We start from the raw sequence: 23,855 nt of genomic DNA, 5'->3' as shown, positions 1-23,855 counted from the left end.
TACTATTACAACTTACAAATAAATATAATTCTCAGCAATTTAACTATACCGTTTTGCCATCATTTGTTACTTTAACTGATATTTCTAATTTACTATCTTTAAATATATAATTACCTTAATATTTTTTAATTTTTACTTATCTACCCTATATAAACATTGCCATATAAATAGGTATCATAAGTATATTATTTTCTTTTTTAAAATCTTTTGTATATACTAAATATTTATTTAATATCTTTTTTGAATACTTTTCTATAAAATAATCTAATGAAGCATGTCTAATATAATTTGATGATTTAACTTCAATTGGACAAATCTTATTTTGTTTTGAAATAATAAAATCAACTTCATAAGAATGATTTGAGGTTTTACTTCTCATTGTATGATAAAACAATTCATTACCATTAGCCTTTAAAATTTGAGCAAGAGCATTTTCATATACATAACCTAAATTTGTTGATAATTTATTACTAATAAATTTTTTATATATTTCATTTTCTGTAAAATCTTTATCCATAAATGCTAATGTTACAAATAAACCTGTATCAGATAAAAACATCTTATATTTATTTATATCTTTAGTAAAATTCATACCAATATCTGGATTATCTATGTTATAGCATATATTTATAGTCATACTATCTTTCATATCCTCTATAATATTTTCTATATCTTGAGCTCTATAATTAGGTAAAACACTAGATACATTATATCTTGAAGATTTCTTATTTAATTGTGCTGGAATATTTGAAAATATTAAGCTTGCTCTCCCACTTGGGTCAATCTTTCTAAAATCTTCTAAATATAATTCTAAAATATTTCTTTTTATGTTATCAACTTTCATAAAATTATTTGTTTTAATATATTCTAATACTGCTTGTGGCATGCCACCAACTAACATATATACTCTAAAATCCATCATGAGTTTTCTATTTATATCATCACCTAATTTTTTTTGTTCTTTAAAAAATTTCTCTGTCATATTAATATCTTTTCCAAAAGCCCACATAAATTCTTCATAATCCATTGGATACATATTTATTCTTGTTTCTTCACTTGGGATTAATATATCTTTTATATTTTTCTTTATACTCAATAAAGACCCTGTTTCAATATAATCATATCTACCATCTTTAACTAAATGTTTTATAGCTTGTCTTGCCAAAGGATAAAGCTGTACTTCATCAAATATTACAACAGATTTTCTTTCAATTAATGTTGTATTCATTAATAATTGTAATTTTGCAAAGAATAAATCTAGGTCTGATAAGTCTAAAAATAATTTTTTTATTTCTTGTGATGCAATAGAAAAATCAATATTTATATAACTTTCATATTCATTTTTAGCAAATTCTTCAACTATGGTAGATTTTCCAATTCTTCTAGCTCCTTTTATAAGTAAAGCCGTATTCCCATTAAATTCTTGTTTCCATTTTAGCATTTTATCGTATATTTTTCTTTTAAAAATCATAATACCACCTCTAGATTATTATAGCACAAAATCGCAAAATCCCCAATTCTTTTTAGCTGAATTATCGCAAAATCCCCAAATCTTAAAAAATTCCCATAAATTTTTCAAAATATTCTAATAATTTATCAACCACTATTTTTTTCTTTTTACCTCTACCTTGTCTTATAGATATATTTTCTGGTAACAATTTATCTATTGATTTGCCCTCTGTTAATATTTCACCGTATCTAAATGAATCTTCTAAAAGATTTTTTGTAAGTTCTGGTTTTAAATTTTCTTGAATTATAATTTCTTCTAATTCGTTATTTTTCTTTTCAATAATAAACTCATGCCAATTTACCGAAGTATCTTTTTCTATAAATTGATGTATTAAATCTTTTTTGCTTCTTAGTGTTAAACTTGAATCTATACTACTATCAATTTTAGCAAGTATCTCTTTATTTTTAGTTTTCTTGTATTCTTCAACTAATTTTAATATATAGTCTATATTTACTTCTATTTGTGATATTAATTCAGTTTCAAACACTATATCATCATTAATGTACTCTTTATCATGTTCTGATTTTGGACGTAAATCTATATATTTACTTCTATAATTTTGTCCTTCAAAATCACTTAATTTATCAGATTCTTCAAATTCATCAAATGAAGTTAAAATATTTTCTAATCTTAATATTTTCCCAAATAATTTTAAGAATGATTTTACTTTTTCATCACCTTTTATTTCTTCATTTAATGGAAAATTTTCTTTTAATTCTTTTATTTGTTTTATGTATTCTTGATAATAGTCATTAAATGGTTTTAATGTAACTAATTCTTTTATATCTGCATCTCCATATAAGCTAATAGCATCATCTAAATTTTTAGATAAATACGGTCTAAAACACACTATATTACCATGAGTTTTAACTGAATTGTATATTCTATTAGTTCTTGAAAATGCTTGTATTAATCCATGATATTTAAGGTTTTTATCAACCCACAATGTATTTAAAGTAGGAGCATCAAATCCTGTTAAAAACATATTTACAACTATTAGTATATCTACTTTTTTCTCTTTTGTTGATTTTGATACATGTTCATAATAGTTAGAAAATTTCTCACTTGAAGTGTCAAAATTTGTTCCAAATTCTTTGTTATAATCTGCTATCGCTCCTTCTAAGAAATCTCTACTGCTTTTATCTAATTTATTAGTATCAAAGTCATCATCATTAAATGTTGTAGCATCATTTTCGTCTTCGTTAGGTGAATAACTAAATATTGTAGCAAAAGTATAATTACTATTTCTCTTTTTAAACTCTGTATAATATTTTTTAGCCATAGCTATTGATTCAACCGCTAATATGCTATTAAATCCTTTTGATTTATCTCCACCAATTCTTTTTGTTTTAGCATCATAATTTTTTATTATATAATCTATGACACCTGAAACATGTCTATCATCTCTATAAACTGACACTGTATCTATATCTTTAATATTTTTATCTTCCAATTCTTCTTTTTCTTTAAAAGTTTTAATATAGTCTACTTTAAATTTTAAAACATTATCATCATGAATTGCATTAACAATAGTGTATGCATGTAATCTTTGTCCAAAAACTTCATCTGTTGTTGAATGATTAACACTATTTTCATTAAATATTGGAGTTCCTGTAAATCCAAAAATATAATATTTTTTAAACATTTTCTTTATTATTTTATGCATGTCTCCAAATTGTGTTCTATGACATTCATCAAATATCATAACCACTTCTTTACCATAAATACTATGCTTTTTATTTCTTTTCACAAAGTTAGATAATTTTTGTATTGTTGTTACTACTATTTTTGTATTAAGATCTTCTAATTGTTCTTGTAAAATCCTTGTACTATTATTTGATTGAACACAACCTTCTTTAAACTTAGTATACTCTCTTATAGTTTGTGCATCTAAATCTTTTCTATCTACTACAAATATTACTTTTTCTATTTCATCAAGTTTTGTAACAATTTGTGAAGTTTTAAATGAAGTTAATGTTTTCCCACTTCCTGTTGTATGCCATATGTAACCACCACCATCAACAGTTCCATATTTTTTATGGTTTTTAGACATTATTATTTTACGAATAATGCTTTCTGTTGCCTCTATTTGATAAGGACGCATTACTTTTAATATATTAGCTGTATCAAATACACAATATTTTGTTATTATATTAATAAGTGCTCTTTTATCACAGAAGCTTTTTGCAAAATCTATTAATTCTAATATATTTCTATTTTTCTTATCAGACCAATAAGAAGTAAATTCAAAATTATTATATCTTGAAGTTGAAGAATAATATTTTGTATGAGTTCCATTAGATATTATGTATATTTGAACATATTCATATAAGGCATTACTAGCCCAAAAGCTTTCTCTTTCATATCTTTTAATTTGATTATATGCTTCTTTTATTGCTACACCACGACGCTTTAATTCCGAATGGACTAATGGTAAGCCATTTACTAAAATTGTTACGTCATATCTACTATTATGTTTACCTTTATTTTCTTCAAATTGATTTAATACTTGTAACTTATTATTATATATATTTTCCTTATCAATAAGTTTAATATTAATATCTTTTCCTGAATCTAGCGTCAATGTATATCTGTGATTTTCTTGTATATTTCTAATTTTATCTATCTTATCATGTGTTTTAACACAAATATATGAATTAAATAACTTGTCCCATTCATTATCTGTAAACTCTATTTTATTAAGATTAGATAATTGCTTACGTAAATTTAAAATCAAGTCTTTTTCATCTTTAATATATACACGCTCATAACCCATAGATTCAAGAACAGATATAAAGGAAGATTCTAACTCAGCTTCACTTTGATATCTAGTTCTAGCATTATATTTCGGCTTATATTCAGCCACTAAAGTTGAATATTCATCACTCATTATATGTTTATATTCCATTATTCACCTCTTTTACAACTATCGCAAATTTTGCGACAGTTTATTTCTCTTTAAAATTTAATAGCTTATCTCTATAATACGAATATCTTTTCTCTCCCAATTCTATTTCTCTTTCAAGTAAAGGTATTAACCCCGAACTTGCAGCACTAAAACTATCTAATATTGATACAATTTTTTCTTGTATGTGTAATAGTGGGATTGGGATTTCTATTTCTTGCATTACATTACTCATTAACTTTGGATTACCCATTCTTTTATTTACATATTTAGGTGTCTTTTTAGATAAAATATAATATATATATTTTTTAGAAATATTTTCTATATTTATATCTATTAGACCACATACATTTGTTATACTAAATTTACCAGTTCTATAAAATACTGTTCCTGCATTAGCTCCATCAGTAGTCCAAGTTATATAATTTCCATCATAGTTATATGTATTTATTTTGCCTAATTCTCCATTATTTTCCGTTTGCGATGAATATACAGGATATTCACCGCAATTATCTCTTAAGTACTCTTTTGATAATACTATTCCCCTACTAATATTAGAAATTTCTTTGATTCTCTTATATTCAATTCCACAAACTACATATTGAACAAGCCTAATTATTGCTTGTTGTGTTGTGTTGTGTTATGTTATGTTATGTTATGTTAAAGTTTACAGGGTTCTCAACAAATGTCAAGAGTTTATCTCTATAATATTCATATTGTTTTTGCCTTAATTCTATTTCTCTTGGTAATCCTATATTCAAATCACCACATATCTTGTCAAAGTTATCTAAAACATATACTAATCTTTCTTGTATATGTAATGGTGGGATTGGGATTATTATATTTTCCCAATCTGATTTTATTAAATTATATCTTGTTATTCCTCTTGATTTTTTTACTATTTGATTATTAACGTACCTAGATTCAAATACATAATTTATATATTTAGAAGTTATATAATTATATTCATTTAATCTAATACGCATTATATGATAACTATAATAACAATTAATTAAATCTTCTTTAGCAACAGCTGAGTGCCCTATATCTTCTTTAGTTTCAGATGTTGGAGTAATAAATATATCACCTTTTTTTACTTCACATTTTTCTTTTTCTCGTTTTGTTGCAGTAACAATCATTTTAGGAATAGAATTATCTAAATATTTATTGTTGTAGACATCTACATAATTTAATAATATAATTTCATCGTCATTAACATTATTTTTTTTGTCAATTCCATTATTAGTTATTTCAGAAATTTCACCTAACTTTTTATACTCCACCTTAAACTTAAATAAAGGATTATTTTCATCAAAAGTTAATAGTTTATTTTGATAATAAGTATATTGTTTTTTTCTTAGAGTTAGCTCTGCTTGTAGCTCTGCTTGCAGAGCTGAGAACGCGTCTAGATGCTCCACTATCGCGTTTTGTACGGGTAAGGGCGGAATTGGAATTTTAAACGCTTTAACAAGCTCATTTGTTATTGAGGGATAACTTGTTCCTTGTTCCCATTTTTCTATATATTTATAAAAATTTTCTGTTTGAATATTATAATATATCCATTTATAATTTACCTTATTTATATCAGCTCTTAATATACAATACCCAGTACTACATATTTGATTATTTAATGATTTATCTATTATTGCGAGTCTTTTTTGCAATGGTCTAGTTGTACCAAAAATTATATCTCTTTCATTTACAATTTGCTGTGCTCTACTTGGATGATTTTCTTTATTTATAATAATCAATTCTAATATTTTTCCAGTTAATAATTCAACAGATGATAAATCTATATATTGAAAATTTAAATTTTCATTTTCAGACCATTTTATATTTTTAGTATTTAAAACTAACTCTTTTAATTCTTTATATTCAACACCATCAGGGCAATATTCTTCTATTAATCTATCTATTTCTGTCATTTTATACCTCTTTTTCTAAGTTCTTTGTCAAAATCAGAATCTATTTTTTGAGTTTTATTAAATATTTCATATTCTTTTATAGCTTTTTCTTCTGCTAATTTTTTTGATATTTTACCTTTACCCTCTAATATCTTGTACTTTCTAAATTCTAAAAAATTATTTATACTAATATTAAAGTCTTCCATAGTAAATATATTTTCATCTTCTATTAAATCTTCTATATAATCAAAAAATCCACTTACTGACCTTTCAAGTTTTCTTATCTCTTTTTCACTTAAATAATTTTTTGCAATTACTATGTCTTGTTTTAATATTCTCCCATTTGGAGAATTTTTCCAAGTTGTTAATCCCATATTTTCCTTTTTATTATCTGCTTTTGTGATTATAATTTCAGCAGCAGTTTTTCCTGTAATAGCATAATGGAATTTATTTTGTACCATAGCATAAAAATCTTTTGTAGTTTTAGAATTTTGGTCATAATCTATACTACATTCAGCAAAAATATCAGTTATTTGTTGCCATATTCTTCTCTCACTTGCTCTTATAGAACGAACTCTATCTAATAATTCTTTAAAGTAATCTTTTCCAAATAAAGTCTTACCTTGTTTTAATCTATCATCATCTAAAACAAATCCTTTTACCATATATTCTTTTAAGATAGTAGTAGCCCATATTCTAAACTTAGTAGCCTTATTAGAATTTACTCTATAACCAACAGAAATAATTGCATCTAAATTATAGAATAATACTGTTCTTTTAACATTTCTTGTCCCTTCTTTTTGAACTACCGAGAAATCCTCGGTAGTTCGTTTTTCATCTAATTCAGATTCTAAATATATATTTTTTAAATGTAATCCTATATTATCAGATGAACAACCAAAAAGCTCAGCCATACCTTTTTGACTTAACCATATTGTGTCATCTTTTACAATTACATTTACACTTAATTCATCTTCTGGTAATGAATAGATTAAAAATTTTAACTCATTACTTTTTTCTATATTATTCATCTTTTACCTTCCAATAACCTTCTTTTCTTCCACCAATTCTTTCTAAAATATTGTTATCTTGTAAATATTTTATATCTCTCACAATAGTTCTTCTGCCAGCTTCTATTTCTTCTGCCATTTTATCTATTGATATTTTATTATCTTCCTTTATTAATTGAAGTATTTTTTCAATTCTTTTAGTGCCATCTTTAGTGCCATCTTTAGTGCCATCTCTGGTGTCATCTTTAGTGTCATAATTTAAATTCTTTAATATAACATGGAACTCTTCGCCTCTTGTTTCAAAGATTGGTTCTAATTCTTCATTATACATTTCTTGTTGTTTATATGTTTCAATTATTTGTTTTAAACCACTTCCACGTCTTTCCATTAAATCCATTCTAGAAAATACGTCTGCAATAATAGGATTTCTTCTTATAGATGACATATTGTATATATCTTTTTCTTGAATTTTTGTTCTATCTGCCATTCCACCGGGAGAATAAATTTCTAATCTATCATCATACATATCTATATGAATTTCTGAACCTGTTTGTGTATAATCTCTATGTACTATTGCATTAACTAATGCTTCTTGATATGCTCTTTCTGGGTAATCTGGCATTTCTAATCTATGCGTAGGGAGTTTCTTCCATTTCTTTTTTGAATTTCCTCTTATAAATCTCATTGCTTCATCAAATTGAATCAAGATACTTCCTTCTATTTCAATATCATCTATTGCATCTAATCTTTTACTACCTTTAATTAATCCATCCCATCTAGTACAAAATATTCTTGAATGATAGACTAATTTTTCATCTGCAAATAAAGCACCCGCATTAGTTAAAACACCTTCTTTATTTATTAAATTAAAACTTTCTAAATCATTTTCTTGAAATTCTTTTTTTGCTCTATAATAATACATACTTTTTAATCTAGTAAATGAAGCTTTATCTTTACTAATTCCTGAACTTAATTCATCGTAATTTACTTTTGCACCTCTTAAATTAAGATTTAAAAGTTCTATACTATTCACAACCACAGTTTCATTTCCAACTCTTCTATAAGCTGTTCTAGTTCCACTATCATTGTAATAATAAGGTGTATGAGCCCCTTCAAAAATATCTAAAATTATAATTATTTTATTATCGATTTCCTTTATTTCAATATTAAATTCTGGTATAGGTTCTATCTTTTCTTTAATTTTTTGGCTTATAAATTCACTATCTGATTTATAGTTTTCTAAACCTTTTATTTCATTATTTTCTAATACCCCAAAAATTAATTTACCTCCATCATAATTAGCAAAAGCACTAACTGATTTAAGCCAACTTTTAGGTTTATTTCTTTCTATTTTTTCTTTTTTATCATAAAAATTTGTTTCACCAATATATTTATTTAATTTCATAATCATCACCAAGGTCTTTTATTATTTCTCTAATTTTTGCCCTTAATATATTTTGTTTTTCCTCTATTTCCCTTAATTCTTTATGTACTGCTTTAATATCTATTTTTTCTCTTGTATCTTCTTGTTCTACAAAAGTATTAACTGATAAATTAAAGTTTTCTTTTCTAATTTCTTCAATATCTACAAGTTTTGCAACATATTCTTTATCTTGTCTATTTATATATGTTTCTAAAATACTTTGTATATTTTCATCTTTTAATTTATTACTATTAGTTACTTTAATGCATTCATTACTTGCATCTATAAATATTGTTTTATTATCTTTTTTCCCTTTTTTAAGAACTAATATACATGTCGCAATACTTGTTCCAAAGAATAAATTACTTGGTAATTGTATAATTCCATCTACAAAGTTATTTTCTACTAGGTATTTTCTTATTTTTTGTTCTGCTCCACCTCTATACATTACACCAGGAAAACATACTATAGCAGCAGTTCCATTAGATGCTAAATATGATAGTGAATGCATAATAAATGCTAAATCTGCCTTTGATTTAGGAGCTAAAACTCCTGCAACTGAATATCTTTCATCATTTACTAAATTAATATCATCTTTTCCTGCCCATTTAATTGAATATGGAGGATTAGATACTATTGCTTCAAATGGTTCAAATCCATCGTGTTTAGGATTAGTAAGTGTATCTCCATTTTTTATATTAAATTTTTCAAAATCTATATCGTGTAAAAACATATTTATTCTACATAAATTATATGTTGTCATATTTAATTCTTGTCCAAAGAAACCTTGTTTAACATTATCTTTTCCTAAAATTTTAGCAAACTTTAAAAGTAGTGAACCGCTTCCAACAGCAGGATCATAAACTTTATTAACTTTTGTTTTACCTATAACTGTTAATCTTGCTAATAATTCTGACACTTCTTGTGGAGTATAATATTCTCCACCACTTTTACCTGCATTTGAAGCATACATAGCCATTAAATATTCATATGCATCTCCAAAAGCATCTATAGTATTGTCTTTAACATCTCCTAATTTTAATTCTCCAATTGATACTAATATTTTTGCCAATTTTTCATTTCTTTTTTCTACTGTTTCTCCAAGTTTAGGGCTATTTAATAATATATCATCAAATAATCCTTTAAAATCTTCACTACTATTTTGACCTTGTGTAGATTTTTCTATATCATCAAATATATTTTTTAATGTAATATTTAAATCTTTATCTTGCATAGCATTTTTAGATACATTACAAAATAGTTGTGAAGGTTTAATATAGAATCCTTTATTATCTATAAGCCAATCTTTAAAATCTCTATCTGCTGCTTCATCAGTTTCATTCTCATAAGAAAAATTTAAATCTCCAGCATTTCTTTCAATATTATTTATATATACACTCATATTTTCAGAAATATACCTATAAAATAGGAAACCTAATACATATTGTTTAAAATCCCAACCATCAACACTTCCTCTTAAATCATTAGCTATATTCCATATAGTTTTATGCAATTCTGCTCTTTCTGTTTCTTTTTTATTTAACATGTATTCCTCCTATTTTATTTTTTTAATAACATTATAAGTAATGCAATATCATTATATGTAACTCCACTAATTCTACTAGCTTGTCCAATATTGTTAGGTTTTTGATAAGTAAGACCTGATTTTGCAATATTACTCATTCCTTTCACAGTTTCATAATCAAAATCTTTTGGTATAACTATATTTTCTAACTTCTTATAATCTTCTATTAGTTCTACAAACTGGAATTTATAGTTATATAATTTGTTTAGTCCAAAATTTTCAATAAAATAAATATATTAAACTTAGAACTAATTAAAGTAATAGACATTTCCTTCTCCATCCACATTATCAAAATTTTTATCATATTTTAATCCTAATGATTCAGCAGTTTTTCTTGAAGGAATATTTTCATCTAAAGTTAATGCAACTACTTTATATTTATTATTTAATTCTCTTGTTATAATATCAATAATTTTAGTGGCTGCTTCTTTTACAAAACCCTTTCTCGTTTTAGAAGGATCTATTCTATAATATAGATTTAAGTACTTTTTATCTTTTATTGAAGTAAACCTTAAACCACACAAACCAAAAACTCTATTATCTGCTTTATCTACTAGAGAATAATATCCAAAGCCATACTTTTTATGGTGTTCTATAATTGTATTTAAAGTTTCCTTATATTCTTCCTTACTTGGTTTTTTCCATCCAGGATTAAAAATATTAGTTTCGGGATTTGCATGAACCGAATATAATTCATCAAAATCATCAAGAGTTGGTACTCTAAGTATTAAACGTTCTGTTTCCATTATTTTCATATTTAATTCCTTCATAAATTCTAATTTTTGCTTATTTTTATTATATGTATTATTAATTTATTACTTTTGTTTTATTTTCTATTTTCTAAGTAATGCTATAAGTAAGGCAATATCATTATATGTAACACCACTAATTCTACTAGCTTGTCCAATATTGTTAGGTTTTTGATAAGTAAGACCTGATTTTGCAATATTACTCATTCCTTTTACAGTTTCATAATCAAAATCTTTTGGTATAACTATATTTTCTAACTTCTTATAATCCTCTATTTGTTTTTTTTCTCTTTCAATAAAAGCATTATACTTAGCATTTATTTCTACTTGTTCTATTGCTAAATCCTCTATTTGCTTAATTTCAACAAATAAGGCTAAATTTGTATAATCTATTTCTTGTCTTGCTAAAAATTCAAAAGCACTGACAGGAGCATTCATACTAGACCCATCTTTTATACTATTAAGTTTTTCATTATTTTCTTTACTAGGAAATATTTTAATTTCTTTTAATCTTTTTATTTCATCATCTATTTGATTTTTTACAAATTCTAAATATTCTATTTTTTCTTTAGGTACTATTCCTATTTCTTTTGATAATTCTAAAAGTCTTAAAAAAGTATTATCTTGTCTTAGTGTTAGTCTATATTCTGCCCTAGACGGTAATACTCTATAAGGTTCTGGTGTTGTTTTATTTATTATATCATCTATCATAACACCAATATATGCTTCATTACGACCTATTATTATTTCACTTTTACCTTGTATTTTTCTAGCTGCATTTATCCCTGCAATAAATCCTTGAGTTGCTGCTTCTTCATAACCACTAGTTCCGTTTATAGTCCCTGCAGTATATAGATTTTCAATTTTTTTACTCTCTAAGGTATATTTAGCTTGATCTGCTGGAATATAGTCATACTCAACTGCATAACCATATCTAAGTATTTTAGCATTTTCTAATCCTTTTATTGTGTGTAACATTTTTTCTTGTGCAAATGTTGGCATAGCAGTTGTAAAACCATTAACATAAATTTCATCACTATCTGACGATTCTTCTTCTAAAAATATTTGATGGTCATATTTTTCTGGAAAATTTAAAACCTTTCTATCTAATGATGGACAATGCCTAGGTCCTTTTGTGCTAACTATTCCTGTAACTATTGGTGAATATTGTAATAATTCACTTGCTACTTTAACTGTTTCTTTTGTAGTATAAGTTAAATATGTAGGTCTGGGTTCTACTTCTAATTTTTTAGTCTCATATGAAAAAAATCTAGGTTGTTTTTCTCCCTCTAATTTTTTCATAGAACTAAAATCTATACTTTTTTTACTAATTCTAGGTGGTGTAGCAGTTTGATATCTATCAAAAACTATTCCATTAGCAACTAATGATTTAGGTAAATCTGTACTCGCAACTTCTCCTGCACGACCTGAACTATATTTAACATTTCCTATAACATATTCTCCATTTAAAAATGTTCCTGTACAAAGTATAACTGCACTTGAAAAATAACTAACTCCTAATTTATCAGTTACCCCTTTTACTTTCTTATCTTCAATAATTAAATCACTCACAGTTGCTTGAACTATATGAAGATTAGGTTCATTTTCTAATTTTTCTCTCATTTTTATTCTATATTTATATTTATCTGCTTGTGCTCTTGTAATCCTTGCAACTAAACCTTTAGTATGATTTAAATTTTTCAATTGTAAATTATACTTATCTATATGTTTAGCCATTTCAGCACCCAGCATACCTATTTCACTAACTAAATGACTTTTCCCTGGTCCTCCTATAGAAGGATTACAACTCATAAGTGCTATTTTATCTAAGTATATGGTAAACAATGCTGTTTTAAGCCCAAGTCTTGCTGATGCAAAAGCCGCCTCTATTCCTGCATGCCCTGCACCTACTATTATTATATCAAAATTTTCCATGTATTTTCCTTTCATGTTTCATATAATTTATTTTATCATTTTATTAACATTTAATCAATGAATTTAAGCCTTTCATATATTTTATTTATTAAATCTTTTATATATTTTTATTCAAACTTAAAAGAGCGAACTTGGGTGTTCGCTCTTTAAATATATTTTTTAAACTTTTTAAATTTAAACCATATGACATATAATAACATATATTTACATTTTTGTAAATTTAATATTCAAATTTATTTTAAGTAATTTTATTACTTCAATCTTATTTGACAAAAAGAAAAATAAAGCTAAAATATTAAAAACATTAAAAAAACATAAGGAGGAAAAAATGTTATTATTTAAAATATTAAACACTTTAATATTCGTATTGTTATTATTCGCATTTAGAATAATGGCTAAAAGGCATGTTTCATTTGGAAAAAGAGTTATTTTATCACTTTTGGTAGGGATAATATACGGTTTATATCTACATTACACATATATACCAATAGAATGGTTAAATACCGTTGGTAGGTCTTATGTTGCACTACTTAGAATGATATCTATGCCACTTATAATGATATCTATACTAAGTGCTATTATTAATTTAAAAGATAGTAAAGAAGCAACAGAAACAGGAACTTTAGTAGTAGGAACTCTACTATTTACAGCAGCTATAGCAAGTATAGTTTCTATATTTACAACTTTATCATTTAAGTTGAATGCTAATAATATAATAGCGGGAAGTAGCGAAAAGGCAGCAGGAGAAAATATATTATCAAAGGTTGCCGTGGTAGACCAAACTATTTCTGATAAAATTATTTCGTTTATTCCAACTAATCCTTTTTATGATATGACAGGTGCTAGAGCAACTTCTATAATAGCAGTAGTAGTATTTTGTGCATTCGTAGGATTTGCGATTTTAGGAGTTAAAAAGAAAAAACCAGAATCTGCTGAAATTATAATAAAATTAATAAATTCTACTAATGATATAGTATTAAGAATGGTTACAATAGTTTTAAGATTAACACCTTATGGTGTTTTAGCCTTAATTGCAAGAATTATAGCAATAACTGATTATACAAAGATACTAAAACTTATAAATTTTGTTGTAGCATCATATGTAGCAATTATAATAATGTTTATAATCCATTTAATATTTATAATTATTTTAGGTTTATCTCCAATTACATATTTGAAAAAATCTATGCCTGCTTTAACTTTTGCATTTACATCAAGAACATCTGCAGGAACTATACCATTAACTATTATTACACAAGAAAAATTAGGTGTTGAAAAAGGAATAGCTAATATAGCAGCAACTTTTGGTTCAAGTATAGGACAAAATGGTTGTGCTTCAATTTATCCTACAATGTTAGCCCTTATGATAGCTCCAACAGTAGGAATAGACCCATTCAATTTAGCATTTTTAACAAAAGTTGTAATAATAGTAACGATAAGTTCGCTAGGAGTAGTAGGTGTTGGTGGTGGAGCAACATTTGCCGCAATAATAGTTCTATCAACATTAGGTTTCCCTGTTGAATTAGCTGGATTATTAATATCAGTAGAACCATTAATAGACATGGCTAGAACTGCTCTTAATGTTAATGATTCTATATTGTCTGGTGTAATATCTGCAAGAATGCTTAACAAATTAAATAAGGACCAATATAACAGTATGACTAATTAAAAAATATTTAAATTTTATTTTAAAATGTTAATATTAATTAATTTAAAATTTGATTTTTTCAAAAAAGAAAGTTATACTCTATTATATAAAAGACTGAAAGGAGATTATATATGATAGGAATTATCATTGCAAGTCATGGAGAATTGGCAAATGGACTTATGCATGCAGGTTCAATGATCTTTGGAGATCAAGAAAATTATGCAATTTGTTCACTTATGCCTAGTGAATCCCCTGAAATACTAAAATCTAAAATTGTTGATGCAATTTCTTCATTTGAAGATAAAGAAGAAGTATTAATTTTAACAGATTTATGGTCAGGTACTCCATTTAATCAAGCAAATGCTCTATTAAATGAAAATGAAAAATGGGCAGTTGTTGCTGGAACAAATTTACCTATGATTTTTGAAGCTTTTGAAGCAAGAGAAGATTTTGAAACTGCACATGAAGTAGCAAAAGCTGTTATAAAAGCAGGTAAAGAAGGAATAAAAGGTAAGCCCGATTTTGTAAATTCAGAAACTAAAAAAGTGGAAAATAAAACGAATATCCAAAATTTACCTGAAATAGATGGAAAAATTTCTTATGTTTTAGCTCGTATTGATACTCGTTTATTACATGGTCAAGTAGCAACTTCTTGGACAAAAACAACTAATCCAAATCGTATTATTGTTGTATCTGATGCCGTTTCAAGAGATCAATTAAGAAAGAAAATGATAGAGGAAGCTGCACCACCAGGTGTTAGAGCAAATGTTGTCCCTATTGATAAAATGATAACTGTTGATAAAGATAAGCGTTTTGGTAATACCAAAGCAATGCTTTTATTTGAAACACCACAAGATGCATTAAGAGCAATTGAAGGCGGAATTGAAATAAAAGAATTAAATCTTGGTTCAATAGCGCATTCAAAAGGAAAAGTACAATTAACAAAGGCAGTTTCTATGGGAAAAGATGATGTAGAAACATTTGAAAAATTATTATCATTAGGAGTTAAAATAGATGTAAGAAAAGTTCCATCTGATTCACCTGAAAACTTTGATAATATAATAGCAAGTGCTAAAACACAATTATAATTAGGAGGAAATATATATGACATTAACATTTGGAATAGTAACAATTATATTGATTGCATTAGTTGCTTTCTTAGCTGGTATGGAATCAGTATTAGACCAATTTCAATTCCACCAACCAATAATTGCTTGTACACTAATAGGACTAGTTACAGGTCATTTAACTGTGGGTATTATATTAGGTGGAACATTACAATTAATAGCTCTTGGATGGGCAAATATAGGAGCAGCAACAGCACCTGATGCAGCTACTGCTTCAGTTGCATCAGCAATAATAATGATTACATTTATTAAAAATGGACAAGCTACTAGTGAAGCAATTTCAACAGCAATAGCTTTAGCTATACCATTATCAATAGCAGGACTTTTCTTAACAATAATTATAAGAACAGTATCAATATCTTTAATTCACTTTATGGATGCAGCAGCAGAAAAAGGAAATATAAAATTAATGGAATTTTGGCATTTATTTGCCCTATCATTACAAGGATTAAGAGTAGCTATTCCTGCTGTATTACTTTGTTTAATACCAGCACAAGCAGTTACTGCTGGACTTAAAGCAATGCCATCTTGGTTAGCTGAAGGAATGGGAATAGGTGGAGGAATGGTTGCAGCAGTTGGGTTTGCTATGGTTGTAAACATGATGTCTACTAAAACCGTTTGGCCTTTCTTCATATTAGGTTTCTGTATTGCAGTTTTAAGCGAATTAACACTTATATCACTAGGAGCAATTGGTGTGTCATTAGCATTAATTTATTTAGGATTAAAAGAAGTTGCTTCATCTGGTTCAGGTTCTGGAAATTCTGATCCATTAGGTGATATTTTAAATGATTATTAGAATTGGGAGGAAATTAAATTATGGAAAAGAAATTAAAATTAAGCAAAAAGGATAGATTAGCAGTTGCATTTCGTCACCAATTCTTACAAGGTTCTTGGAATTATGAAAGAATGCAAAATGGTGGTTGGGCATTTTCAATGATACCTGCTATCAAAAAGTTATATCCTGAAAAAGATGAACAAATTAAAGCGTTACAAAGACATATGGAATTTTATAACACTCACCCTTATGTATCATCACCTGTATTAGGAGTTACACTAGCTCTAGAAGAAGATAGAGCAAATGGTGCACCTGTTGATGACGTTACAATACAAGGGGTTAAAGTTGGTATGATGGGACCATTAGCTGGTGTTGGAGACCCAGTTTTCTGGTTTACTGCTCGTCCTATATTAGGAGCATTAGGTGCTTCATTAGCGATAACTGGAAGTATAGTAGGTCCATTATTATTCTTTTTTGCATGGAATATATTAAGATGGATATTTGAATGGTATACACAAGAATTTGGATATAAAGTAGGAGCAGAAATTACTAAAGATTTATCTGGTGGATTATTAGGTAAAATAACAGAAGGTGCATCTATACTAGGTATGTTCGTTATAGGAGCATTAGTAAAAAGATGGGTTTCTATTAGTTTTAAATTTATTTCACTAGCACCAGTTGTTGACCAAGAAACAGGAAAACAAGTATTAGATGCTGCTGGTAAAGTACAAATGCACGAAATATTTAACTTACAAAAAACATTAGATTCATTAATTCCAGGTTTAGCAGCATTAATATTAACACTAATTTGTAGTTGGTTATTAAAGAAAAAAGTATCACCTATATTAATTATAGTATGTTTATTTATAACTGGTATTGTTGCTCATGTTATAGGATTAATGTAAAATGATACAAGCAATTAATAAAAAAATTGATTTAAAAATTAAAGCGGTTTCATATTTAGGTCTACCTAGTTATGGAATTGTATTAGTTGGAAATAATGGTTTTGAATATTATAACAATAAAAATGCTAAAGATTTTATACAAATTCCTTGGAATGAGGTTGACTATATTGCTGCTTCCGTTCTTTTGGGTGGAAGATGGATTAATAGATTTGCTATTTTTACAAAAAAAAATGGAGATTTCTCTTTTTCAACTTCTGATAACAAAAAAACATTAAGAGCAATTAGCAATTATATTCCCAAAGAAAAACTAGTAAAATCAAAGACATTTTTACAAATCATTTTTTTAGGAATTAAAAGTATATTTAAAAAAAGATAATAAAAAGAAGCAAAATGAGAACTAAATGTGTTCTTAAATTGCTTCTTTTTTATAATTTTATAATTTCATCAAATTCATTTAATAATTCTTCATTTTGATTATGTGTAATAACTATTACTATTTTATCTTTTAAGCCCAATATATAATTTTCTACTTTTCTAGATGTTTCTGGGTCTAAATTACTAGTAGGTTCATCAAAAATTAAAACATCATAATCAGATACAATAAATCTAGAAATGTCAATTCTTTGTTTTTCACCACTTGAAATAATATTATCTTCATCTTTATTCATGATAGTATTTAAATTAAGTATATCAACTACATTGCTTATATCTATATTTTCTCTACCTAATAATATATTATTTTCAATATTTTCATCAAGAATAAAATCATTTTTTTGAATAAATCCTATTCTAGAATATATACTGTTTGAATTAATATCGTTTATATTCTTATCATTTATAGTTATACTTCCTGTATATTCTTTATTAGAAAAATATTTCATGATTAATTTTATTAATGTTGATTTACCACGACCACTTTCTCCTATTATTGCATACTTTTTATCAGAAATAAATGTATAATTATATTTATCAAATACAACTTTATTATTAAAATTTAATGATAAATCTTTTATATCTATTTTTGTAATTTTATTATCAATATTTTCTAATTCAATATATTTTTCGGATAATTTATTATCTATATTATTTATTATTTTTTTCTGCGTCTTAATAAGATTTCTATATTTACTAATATTACTAATTGGTGTAAATATAGAATTTAATAATTGTATTGACGCAAGTAACATTCCAATTGATAAATATCCTTTTAAGGCAAAATAAATTCCCACACTTAAACATAACATTTGAGATATTAAACCTAATGACATTGCAAAGTATGATGAAAAATCTTTTGCAAATAAATATTTAAATCTTGCTTTTTCAAAATTATCATCTACATTATTTAATTTATTTTTAAATATTTTACCTATTCCAAGCAATTTAATTTGTTCGAAACCAGATATGTAATTTGTTACATTATGTAAATACCCTTTATTTTCAACACTAAATTCATTAGTTTTTTTCAACATATATTTACTTGGTAGTGATGAAAATAATATATTTATCATAGAAACTAATATGAAAGCAATAGCTAATCTCCATGAAATATATAATATTGCTATCATTGAAAAAAACGCTCTAAAAATTTCAGTAAACATTGTAAGTTTAGGTTTTAAATAATTATCTATTAATAAATCCATATCTTTTGTAAATAAATTAAGATATTCTGCATTTTTATTTTTATTATAATTTTCTAATTCAATATTATAGTAACTATTATATAATTCTTTTTTTGTATGATTTAAAATTTTTATAGAATAATTATTTGATAAATAAGAATATATTATTAAAAATGCCACACTTATTATTAAAAATAAAGTTGCTAATAATAATCTATATATTAGTATGTTAGCATCTTTATTTATAGCATCTATAATATTTCCTAATTGTAGCGAAAAAAGAGTTAAAGATACACTAAAAACTAAACTCGTTATTATTGATAATAAAAATAAATATTTATATTTCCCCATTATTTTTTTCACTTTTATCCCCCTATTTTTATAGCTAATTTAAAATAATTATTTTAAATATTATCTTATAATAACACTTTTTTGTATGTTTTGCATAATATAAGTTACTAATGCAATCATTAATAACATTAATAGTTTATTTTTGCATAAAGTCTTTTTTTATTTTAAACTATATTTTCACATATAAAAAAACCCTTTATCTAAAATAATTTTACATTATTTAGATTTTGGGGTTTTATTAAATTCATTACTTTTTTTATATTATTTATTGTTATTTGATGATCCTAAATTATTATCTGATGAACCCATATTTTCTGATGACCCTATACCATATTTTTCATCTGTCAAACTTTCATATACCAATTCTCTATCAGTTATTTCTTGCGATAATATATAATCATCTGGCAAATTGTCTCTAGTGTATACATTTAATTTAATTTTATTACCTAACATATACGGTATTCCCCATCTAGTTCCTCTAATATGTGATACTTTTCCACTAGGAGAAATTACTTTATTAGATTTTGCAATTTCAAAAAATTCACCTTTTTCATTTTCAAAACCTATTACAGCCTTATATTCTCTATTTGATCTAATATTATTAATATAGTATGAACCAAATCTACTTAATCCTTGTATTTTTCTATATAAGTTATCTTTTTTATAAAGTAACATAGTTACTGTATCAAAAATATTCTTTTCTAATTTAAGATTTTCATAATCATCTTCTCTAACTTCCCAATAAGCAAAAATTGTTGTCTTATTTTTAGGCATTAAAACCACTTCATTAGTATAATATAGGTTAGGTAATGGTGCTTTGTCAAAATATCTATCTTCTCCTATTGAAAACTTTTCTTTTAAATGTGTTAAAGGTTCTTCAAACATTCTTTCTCTTTTTAAATATGGTTTTCTTCTTCTAATTCTTTCATTAAATCTAGTATTTATAGTTCTATCTATAAAATTTCTATAAAACATATTCACCCCTCCTATTTCTAATTTATTATACTCTATGAAACTCTTTTGTAGAAGTCGCATCAAAATCTTTTACAATTTCATTTTTCTTATATTTTAAATTATAGTATGCTGCTGCTGCAATCATAGCACCATTATCAGTGCAATATTCCATTTTTACGGGGAAATTGATTTCAACATTTTTTAGTTCTTCTGCTTCATTTAAAACTTTTCTTAAATATTTATTAGCTGATACTCCACCTGCTATTGCTATTGTCTTAGAATTAGTATCTACAACTGCTTTTATAGCCTTTCTTTTCAAGTGTTCTATGGCTGTCTCTTGAAAAGATTTACAAATATCTTCTATTATAATTTTTTCATTTTTCATATTGCATTTATTGATATAGTTTGTAACATAAGTTTTAATACCACTAAAACTTAAATCATATTCTTTAATATTAGGCATAGGTATATCTAAATTATTTTCTCCATTAATACTAGCCTTTTCAATAGATGGTCCGCCAGGATAACTAAGCCCTACCATTCTTGCAACCTTATCATAGGCTTCTCCTATTGCATCATCTAAGGTCTCTCCCATTAATTCTAAATTATGATTTTCATCCATATTATATATACAAGTATGACCACCAGAAGCAACCACTGTTATTGCAGGTAAACTTACTTCATTTTCTAAAAAAGTAGAATATATATGCCCTTCTAAATGATTTACTGGAATTAAAGGTATATTATGCTTATAACTTAAACCTTTTGCAAACATTAAACCTACCAGTAAAGAGCCTATAAGCCCTGGTTTATTAGTTACTGCAATATAGTCTATATCATTTATAGTCATATTCGCTTTTTCTAAACATTCATAAAATACATATGTTATATTTTCTATATGATGCCTTGAAGCAATTTCTGGAACTACTCCACCGTATTTTTTATGTATTTCTATTTGAGTTGAAATTATATTACTGTATACTTTTTTCCCATCTTCAACTATTGCTATAGCTGTTTCATCACAAGAACTTTCTATTCCTAATATTATCATATTTCACCCCCAATTTCACGCATTTTATATAAAAATACAGCTAATGCTACTCCTACATTTAACGAATTTACCTTATCTGATATGGGTATAATTGCTTTTTTAGAAATATCTAAAAACTTTTTAGATACTCCACCACCTTCATGACCAAATACATATGCATTTTTATCTATTTTTAATTTTAACTCTCTATAATCTTTGGCTGTATCAGATAATGCTGTTGCAAAGCATTCATATTTATTTAGATTTATAAAGTCTATAATTTTATTTGGCTCTTCATATATTACATTTATATTAAATATTGCCCCCATAGAGGCTCTAATAACCTTTGGAGCATAAACGTCGACACTACCCTTGGTAAGTATCAAGTTTTGGTAATTTAGAGCAACTAGCGTTCTAATTATAGTTCCAGCATTACCTGGATCTTGTATATCATCTAGTATTACTATATCTCCACTTATTTCATGTATATTTTTAGCAAATTTAGAGTATATAAATATTATACCTTGACTATGCTCTTGTGTCGATATTTCTTTGAATAAATTTTCTTTTAAAACTATTATTTTATTATATTTTTTTAAATCATATTCTTTGTTATAGTAATCATAATATGACTCATTTATTACTATTTGGTTAAAATCATTTGATTGTTCAAAAAATTTCTCCCCTTCAGCAATAAATATATTATTTTCATCTCTATATTTTTTTTTACTTAATTTTTTTATTAATTTATAGTTCTTATTATCTTTACTTTCAATAAATACTATATTACATTTCTGTTCCAAGTTTTCTTCCACCTATCAAATGATAATGTATATGATTAACAGTTTGTCCACCATCTTTTCCTATATTAGATACTACTCTATAACCACTTTCATTTATCTTAAATTCTCTTGCTAATTTAGCTATAACTAATTGAATTTTACCTAATAATAAAGCATCAGTTTCATCAGCAAAATTTAAACTAGCAATTTCTTTTTTAGGTATTACTATTATATGTACTGGTGCAATAGGAGCTATATCATGAAAAGCCATAATTTCATTATCTTCATATACTACCTTAGCGGGAATTTCTTTATCTATTATTTTTTTAAATATTGTACTCATTAACAATCACACTCCATTTTATTTACTCTTATAGCATGTCTTCCACCTTCAAATTCTGCTTCTAAAAATGCTTTAAGTGAAGACTTTGCAACTTCTATACCTACAACTCTTGCTCCAAATGCTATTACATTAGCATCATTATGTTCTCTTGTTATTCTTGCCATATACTCATTGCTTACCAAAGCTGCTCTAATTCCTTTTATTTTATTTGCGGTAATAGATATTCCTATTCCTGTACCACAAATTAAAACTCCATAAACTACTTCTTTATTTAAAATTGCCTTACATACTGCCTTTGCAAAATCAGGGTAATCTACTGAATCATTAGTATCAGTACCAAAATTTACTACTTCATGCCCTAATTCTTCTAAAAATTTAACTAATTCATTTTTATACTCAACAGCTGAGTGATCATTTCCTATTGCTATTTTCATACCATACCCCTTTTTAATTCATTTTCTTTTATTATAAAACTATTCCAAGATTTTGTAAACCATATATAACTAACTATTCCTTTTAGTAACATACTTGCACTTATTACCCACCATATAATATTTATACCAAATATAGGTGCTAACAAGTATACAAAAGGTATTCTAAGAGATGTTCCTATAACACCTATTATAGTTGGTTGTTTAACCTTACCAATACCATTGAATGCTCCACCTGTTATTATCTCTATACATTGAAAAATCTGAGTTAGTCCTATTATTCTTAAATAATATACTCCATAATTTACAAATTTTTCATCTTCAAAAAAACTAGAATATAAAGGTCTTGCAAATGCAATAAATACTATACTAATCATCAAGCCAAATATTGATATACTCTTCATTGATAATCTATATACTTCACTTACTCTATCATATTTTTTCGCACCATAATTTTGTGCCACATAAGTTGCAACTGCACTAGATAAACCACTTGCTATATTCCATGAAAATGCTTCAAATTGAACCCCTAGCCTTTGTACTCCTAAAGCCTTTATATCTATACCTGCTATTTTATGTGCTATTACTATAGAAATTATAGTAAATAGTGCCTGACTTATACCAGAAGGTAATCCTATTCTTATCAATCTCATATACATATACGGATTATCTATTTTAAATATTTTCATTTTTCTAAATTTAGATTTAGGTGTTCTTATGTAAATACACAATAAGACCGCTGATATAACTTGTGAAAGAACTGTTGCTATGGCTGCACCAGAAATATCAAATTTAAATATTCCTAAAAATACATAATCTAAAAGTACATTTACTAATATACCAGTTGAAGTAAATACAAAAGGTGCAAA

Annotated in this window: 21 protein-coding genes and 1 pseudogene; 5 read left to right on the top strand and 17 right to left on the bottom strand. The window is 25.9% G+C overall.

Features of this window, described 5'->3' with window-relative positions; all coding sequences use genetic code 11:
• Nucleotides 1-145: 145 nt before the first annotated feature.
• From AWT72_RS03790 to mnmG, 10 genes and pseudogenes are all read right to left on the bottom strand, one after another.
• Entirely contained in the window at nucleotides 146-1,471 is a 1,326-nt protein-coding gene (locus AWT72_RS03790; RefSeq protein ID WP_231724049.1) for an ATP-binding protein, read from the bottom strand.
• Between the two features lie 82 nt (nucleotides 1,472-1,553).
• Nucleotides 1,554-4,418: a type I restriction endonuclease subunit R gene (locus AWT72_RS03785; RefSeq protein ID WP_067141043.1), complete on the bottom strand. Its 2,865-nt coding sequence runs from the start codon at nucleotides 4,416-4,418 to the stop codon at nucleotides 1,554-1,556.
• Nucleotides 4,419-4,458: 40 nt separating this feature from the next.
• The gene (locus AWT72_RS09165) at nucleotides 4,459-4,986 is read right to left on the bottom strand and encodes a restriction endonuclease subunit S (protein ID WP_306765421.1); all 528 of its coding nucleotides are present in this window, start codon (nucleotides 4,984-4,986) and stop codon (nucleotides 4,459-4,461) included.
• A gap of 79 nt (nucleotides 4,987-5,065) precedes the next feature.
• Complete coding sequence (locus AWT72_RS03775) at nucleotides 5,066-6,340, bottom strand: restriction endonuclease subunit S (protein ID WP_067141037.1); 1,275 nt, start codon at nucleotides 6,338-6,340, stop codon at nucleotides 5,066-5,068.
• Nucleotides 6,337-7,350 carry a virulence RhuM family protein gene (locus AWT72_RS03770; RefSeq protein WP_067141034.1) on the bottom strand — a complete coding sequence of 338 codons (1,014 nt, stop codon included), beginning with the start codon at nucleotides 7,348-7,350 and terminating at the stop codon, nucleotides 6,337-6,339. Before AWT72_RS03770 ends, AWT72_RS03775 begins: the two co-directional genes overlap by 4 nt.
• Nucleotides 7,343-8,734 carry an AlbA family DNA-binding domain-containing protein gene (locus AWT72_RS03765; protein WP_067141031.1) on the bottom strand — a complete coding sequence of 464 codons (1,392 nt, stop codon included), beginning with the start codon at nucleotides 8,732-8,734 and terminating at the stop codon, nucleotides 7,343-7,345. Before AWT72_RS03765 ends, AWT72_RS03770 begins: the two co-directional genes overlap by 8 nt.
• Nucleotides 8,721-10,298 carry a type I restriction-modification system subunit M gene (locus AWT72_RS03760; protein ID WP_067141028.1) on the bottom strand — a complete coding sequence of 526 codons (1,578 nt, stop codon included), beginning with the start codon at nucleotides 10,296-10,298 and terminating at the stop codon, nucleotides 8,721-8,723. The genes AWT72_RS03765 and AWT72_RS03760 overlap by 14 nt, the downstream gene beginning before the upstream one ends.
• A 14-nt stretch (nucleotides 10,299-10,312) precedes the next feature.
• Nucleotides 10,313-10,504 (bottom strand): annotated as a pseudogene (locus AWT72_RS09160) (tRNA modifying enzyme MnmG family protein); the annotation flags it as partial.
• Nucleotides 10,505-10,585: 81 nt separating this feature from the next.
• A complete protein-coding gene (locus tag AWT72_RS03755; protein WP_067141020.1) occupies nucleotides 10,586-11,092 on the bottom strand; it encodes a GNAT family N-acetyltransferase in 507 nt (168 codons plus the stop codon).
• Nucleotides 11,093-11,170: 78 nt separating this feature from the next.
• A complete protein-coding gene (mnmG, locus tag AWT72_RS03750) occupies nucleotides 11,171-13,021 on the bottom strand; it encodes a tRNA uridine-5-carboxymethylaminomethyl(34) synthesis enzyme MnmG (protein ID WP_067141018.1) in 1,851 nt (616 codons plus the stop codon).
• Between the two features lie 328 nt (nucleotides 13,022-13,349).
• Here mnmG and AWT72_RS03745 point away from each other — a divergent pair, with 328 nt between their 5' ends.
• The 5 genes from AWT72_RS03745 (at nucleotide 13,350) to AWT72_RS03725 (ending at nucleotide 17,852) form a co-directional block, all read left to right on the top strand.
• Nucleotides 13,350-14,690: a cation:dicarboxylate symporter family transporter gene (locus AWT72_RS03745; protein WP_067141015.1), complete on the top strand. Its 1,341-nt coding sequence runs from the start codon at nucleotides 13,350-13,352 to the stop codon at nucleotides 14,688-14,690.
• A gap of 110 nt (nucleotides 14,691-14,800) precedes the next feature.
• Nucleotides 14,801-15,757 (top strand): PTS sugar transporter subunit IIB, encoded by a 957-nt coding sequence (locus tag AWT72_RS03740; protein ID WP_067141012.1) that lies wholly within the window; start codon nucleotides 14,801-14,803, stop codon nucleotides 15,755-15,757.
• Nucleotides 15,758-15,773: 16 nt separating this feature from the next.
• On the top strand, nucleotides 15,774-16,592 hold the full coding sequence (locus AWT72_RS03735; RefSeq protein ID WP_067141009.1) for a PTS mannose/fructose/sorbose transporter subunit IIC: 819 nt from the start codon (nucleotides 15,774-15,776) through the stop codon (nucleotides 16,590-16,592).
• 20 nt (nucleotides 16,593-16,612) lie between these two features.
• Nucleotides 16,613-17,476, top strand: a complete 864-nt coding sequence (locus AWT72_RS03730; protein WP_067141006.1) for a PTS system mannose/fructose/sorbose family transporter subunit IID — start codon at nucleotides 16,613-16,615, stop codon at nucleotides 17,474-17,476.
• A 1-nt stretch (nucleotide 17,477) separates the two neighbouring features.
• On the top strand, nucleotides 17,478-17,852 hold the full coding sequence (locus AWT72_RS03725) for a DUF956 family protein (RefSeq protein WP_067141003.1): 375 nt from the start codon (nucleotides 17,478-17,480) through the stop codon (nucleotides 17,850-17,852).
• 49 nt (nucleotides 17,853-17,901) lie between these two features.
• Here the strand turns inward: AWT72_RS03725 and AWT72_RS03720 are convergent, their stop codons facing one another.
• The 7 genes from AWT72_RS03720 to AWT72_RS03690 all read right to left on the bottom strand — a co-directional run.
• Nucleotides 17,902-19,458, bottom strand: coding sequence for an ABC transporter transmembrane domain-containing protein (locus AWT72_RS03720; RefSeq protein WP_067141000.1), 1,557 nt, complete (start codon nucleotides 19,456-19,458; stop codon nucleotides 17,902-17,904).
• Between the two features lie 249 nt (nucleotides 19,459-19,707).
• Nucleotides 19,708-20,421, bottom strand: coding sequence for a DUF4912 domain-containing protein (locus tag AWT72_RS03715; RefSeq protein WP_067140997.1), 714 nt, complete (start codon nucleotides 20,419-20,421; stop codon nucleotides 19,708-19,710).
• A 25-nt stretch (nucleotides 20,422-20,446) separates the two neighbouring features.
• On the bottom strand, nucleotides 20,447-21,451 hold the full coding sequence (gene tsaD / locus AWT72_RS03710; protein WP_067140994.1) for a tRNA (adenosine(37)-N6)-threonylcarbamoyltransferase complex transferase subunit TsaD: 1,005 nt from the start codon (nucleotides 21,449-21,451) through the stop codon (nucleotides 20,447-20,449).
• Nucleotides 21,448-22,233, bottom strand: a complete 786-nt coding sequence (locus AWT72_RS03705; RefSeq protein ID WP_231501472.1) for a TrmH family RNA methyltransferase — start codon at nucleotides 22,231-22,233, stop codon at nucleotides 21,448-21,450. The genes tsaD and AWT72_RS03705 overlap by 4 nt, the downstream gene beginning before the upstream one ends.
• Complete coding sequence (locus AWT72_RS03700) at nucleotides 22,217-22,555, bottom strand: histidine triad nucleotide-binding protein (RefSeq protein WP_067140991.1); 339 nt, start codon at nucleotides 22,553-22,555, stop codon at nucleotides 22,217-22,219. The genes AWT72_RS03705 and AWT72_RS03700 overlap by 17 nt, the downstream gene beginning before the upstream one ends.
• A complete protein-coding gene (gene rpiB, locus AWT72_RS03695; protein WP_067140988.1) occupies nucleotides 22,555-22,989 on the bottom strand; it encodes a ribose 5-phosphate isomerase B in 435 nt (144 codons plus the stop codon). Before rpiB ends, AWT72_RS03700 begins: the two co-directional genes overlap by 1 nt.
• Nucleotides 22,986-23,855, bottom strand: an 870-nt coding sequence (locus tag AWT72_RS03690) for an MATE family efflux transporter (protein ID WP_197407604.1), incomplete at its 5' end; no start/stop codon positions are given. The genes AWT72_RS03690 and rpiB, both read right to left, overlap by 4 nt.

Origin of the sequence: Oceanivirga salmonicida (assembly GCF_001517915.1) — a bacterium.
Classification (GTDB): Bacteria; Fusobacteriota; Fusobacteriia; order Fusobacteriales; family Leptotrichiaceae; genus Oceanivirga; species Oceanivirga salmonicida.
This window is presented reverse-complemented; position numbering and strand designations above follow the sequence as displayed.

Excerpts from the sequence above, each read along its gene's own strand:
- AWT72_RS03735 (WP_067141009.1), top strand. The coding sequence starts at position 15,774 with ATGACATTAACATTTGGAATAGTAACAATTATATTGATTGCATTAGTT.
- rpiB (WP_067140988.1), bottom strand. The coding sequence starts at position 22,989 with ATGAAAATAGCAATAGGAAATGATCACTCAGCTGTTGAGTATAAAAAT.
- AWT72_RS03760 (WP_067141028.1), bottom strand. The coding sequence starts at position 10,298 with ATGTTAAATAAAAAAGAAACAGAAAGAGCAGAATTGCATAAAACTATA.
- tsaD (WP_067140994.1), bottom strand. The coding sequence starts at position 21,451 with ATGATAATATTAGGAATAGAAAGTTCTTGTGATGAAACAGCTATAGCA.
- AWT72_RS03700 (WP_067140991.1), bottom strand. The coding sequence starts at position 22,555 with ATGAGTACAATATTTAAAAAAATAATAGATAAAGAAATTCCCGCTAAG.
- AWT72_RS03755 (WP_067141020.1), bottom strand. The coding sequence starts at position 11,092 with ATGAAAATAATGGAAACAGAACGTTTAATACTTAGAGTACCAACTCTT.
- AWT72_RS03785 (WP_067141043.1), bottom strand. The coding sequence starts at position 4,418 with ATGGAATATAAACATATAATGAGTGATGAATATTCAACTTTAGTGGCT.
- AWT72_RS03730 (WP_067141006.1), top strand. The coding sequence starts at position 16,613 with ATGGAAAAGAAATTAAAATTAAGCAAAAAGGATAGATTAGCAGTTGCA.
- AWT72_RS03715 (WP_067140997.1), bottom strand. The coding sequence starts at position 20,421 with ATGTTTTATAGAAATTTTATAGATAGAACTATAAATACTAGATTTAAT.
- AWT72_RS03740 (WP_067141012.1), top strand. The coding sequence starts at position 14,801 with ATGATAGGAATTATCATTGCAAGTCATGGAGAATTGGCAAATGGACTT.
- AWT72_RS03770 (WP_067141034.1), bottom strand. The coding sequence starts at position 7,350 with ATGAATAATATAGAAAAAAGTAATGAGTTAAAATTTTTAATCTATTCA.
- AWT72_RS03775 (WP_067141037.1), bottom strand. The coding sequence starts at position 6,340 with ATGACAGAAATAGATAGATTAATAGAAGAATATTGCCCTGATGGTGTT.
- mnmG (WP_067141018.1), bottom strand. The coding sequence starts at position 13,021 with ATGGAAAATTTTGATATAATAATAGTAGGTGCAGGGCATGCAGGAATA.
- AWT72_RS03745 (WP_067141015.1), top strand. The coding sequence starts at position 13,350 with ATGTTATTATTTAAAATATTAAACACTTTAATATTCGTATTGTTATTA.
- AWT72_RS03765 (WP_067141031.1), bottom strand. The coding sequence starts at position 8,734 with ATGAAATTAAATAAATATATTGGTGAAACAAATTTTTATGATAAAAAA.
- AWT72_RS03790 (WP_231724049.1), bottom strand. The coding sequence starts at position 1,471 with ATGATTTTTAAAAGAAAAATATACGATAAAATGCTAAAATGGAAACAA.
- AWT72_RS03725 (WP_067141003.1), top strand. The coding sequence starts at position 17,478 with ATGATACAAGCAATTAATAAAAAAATTGATTTAAAAATTAAAGCGGTT.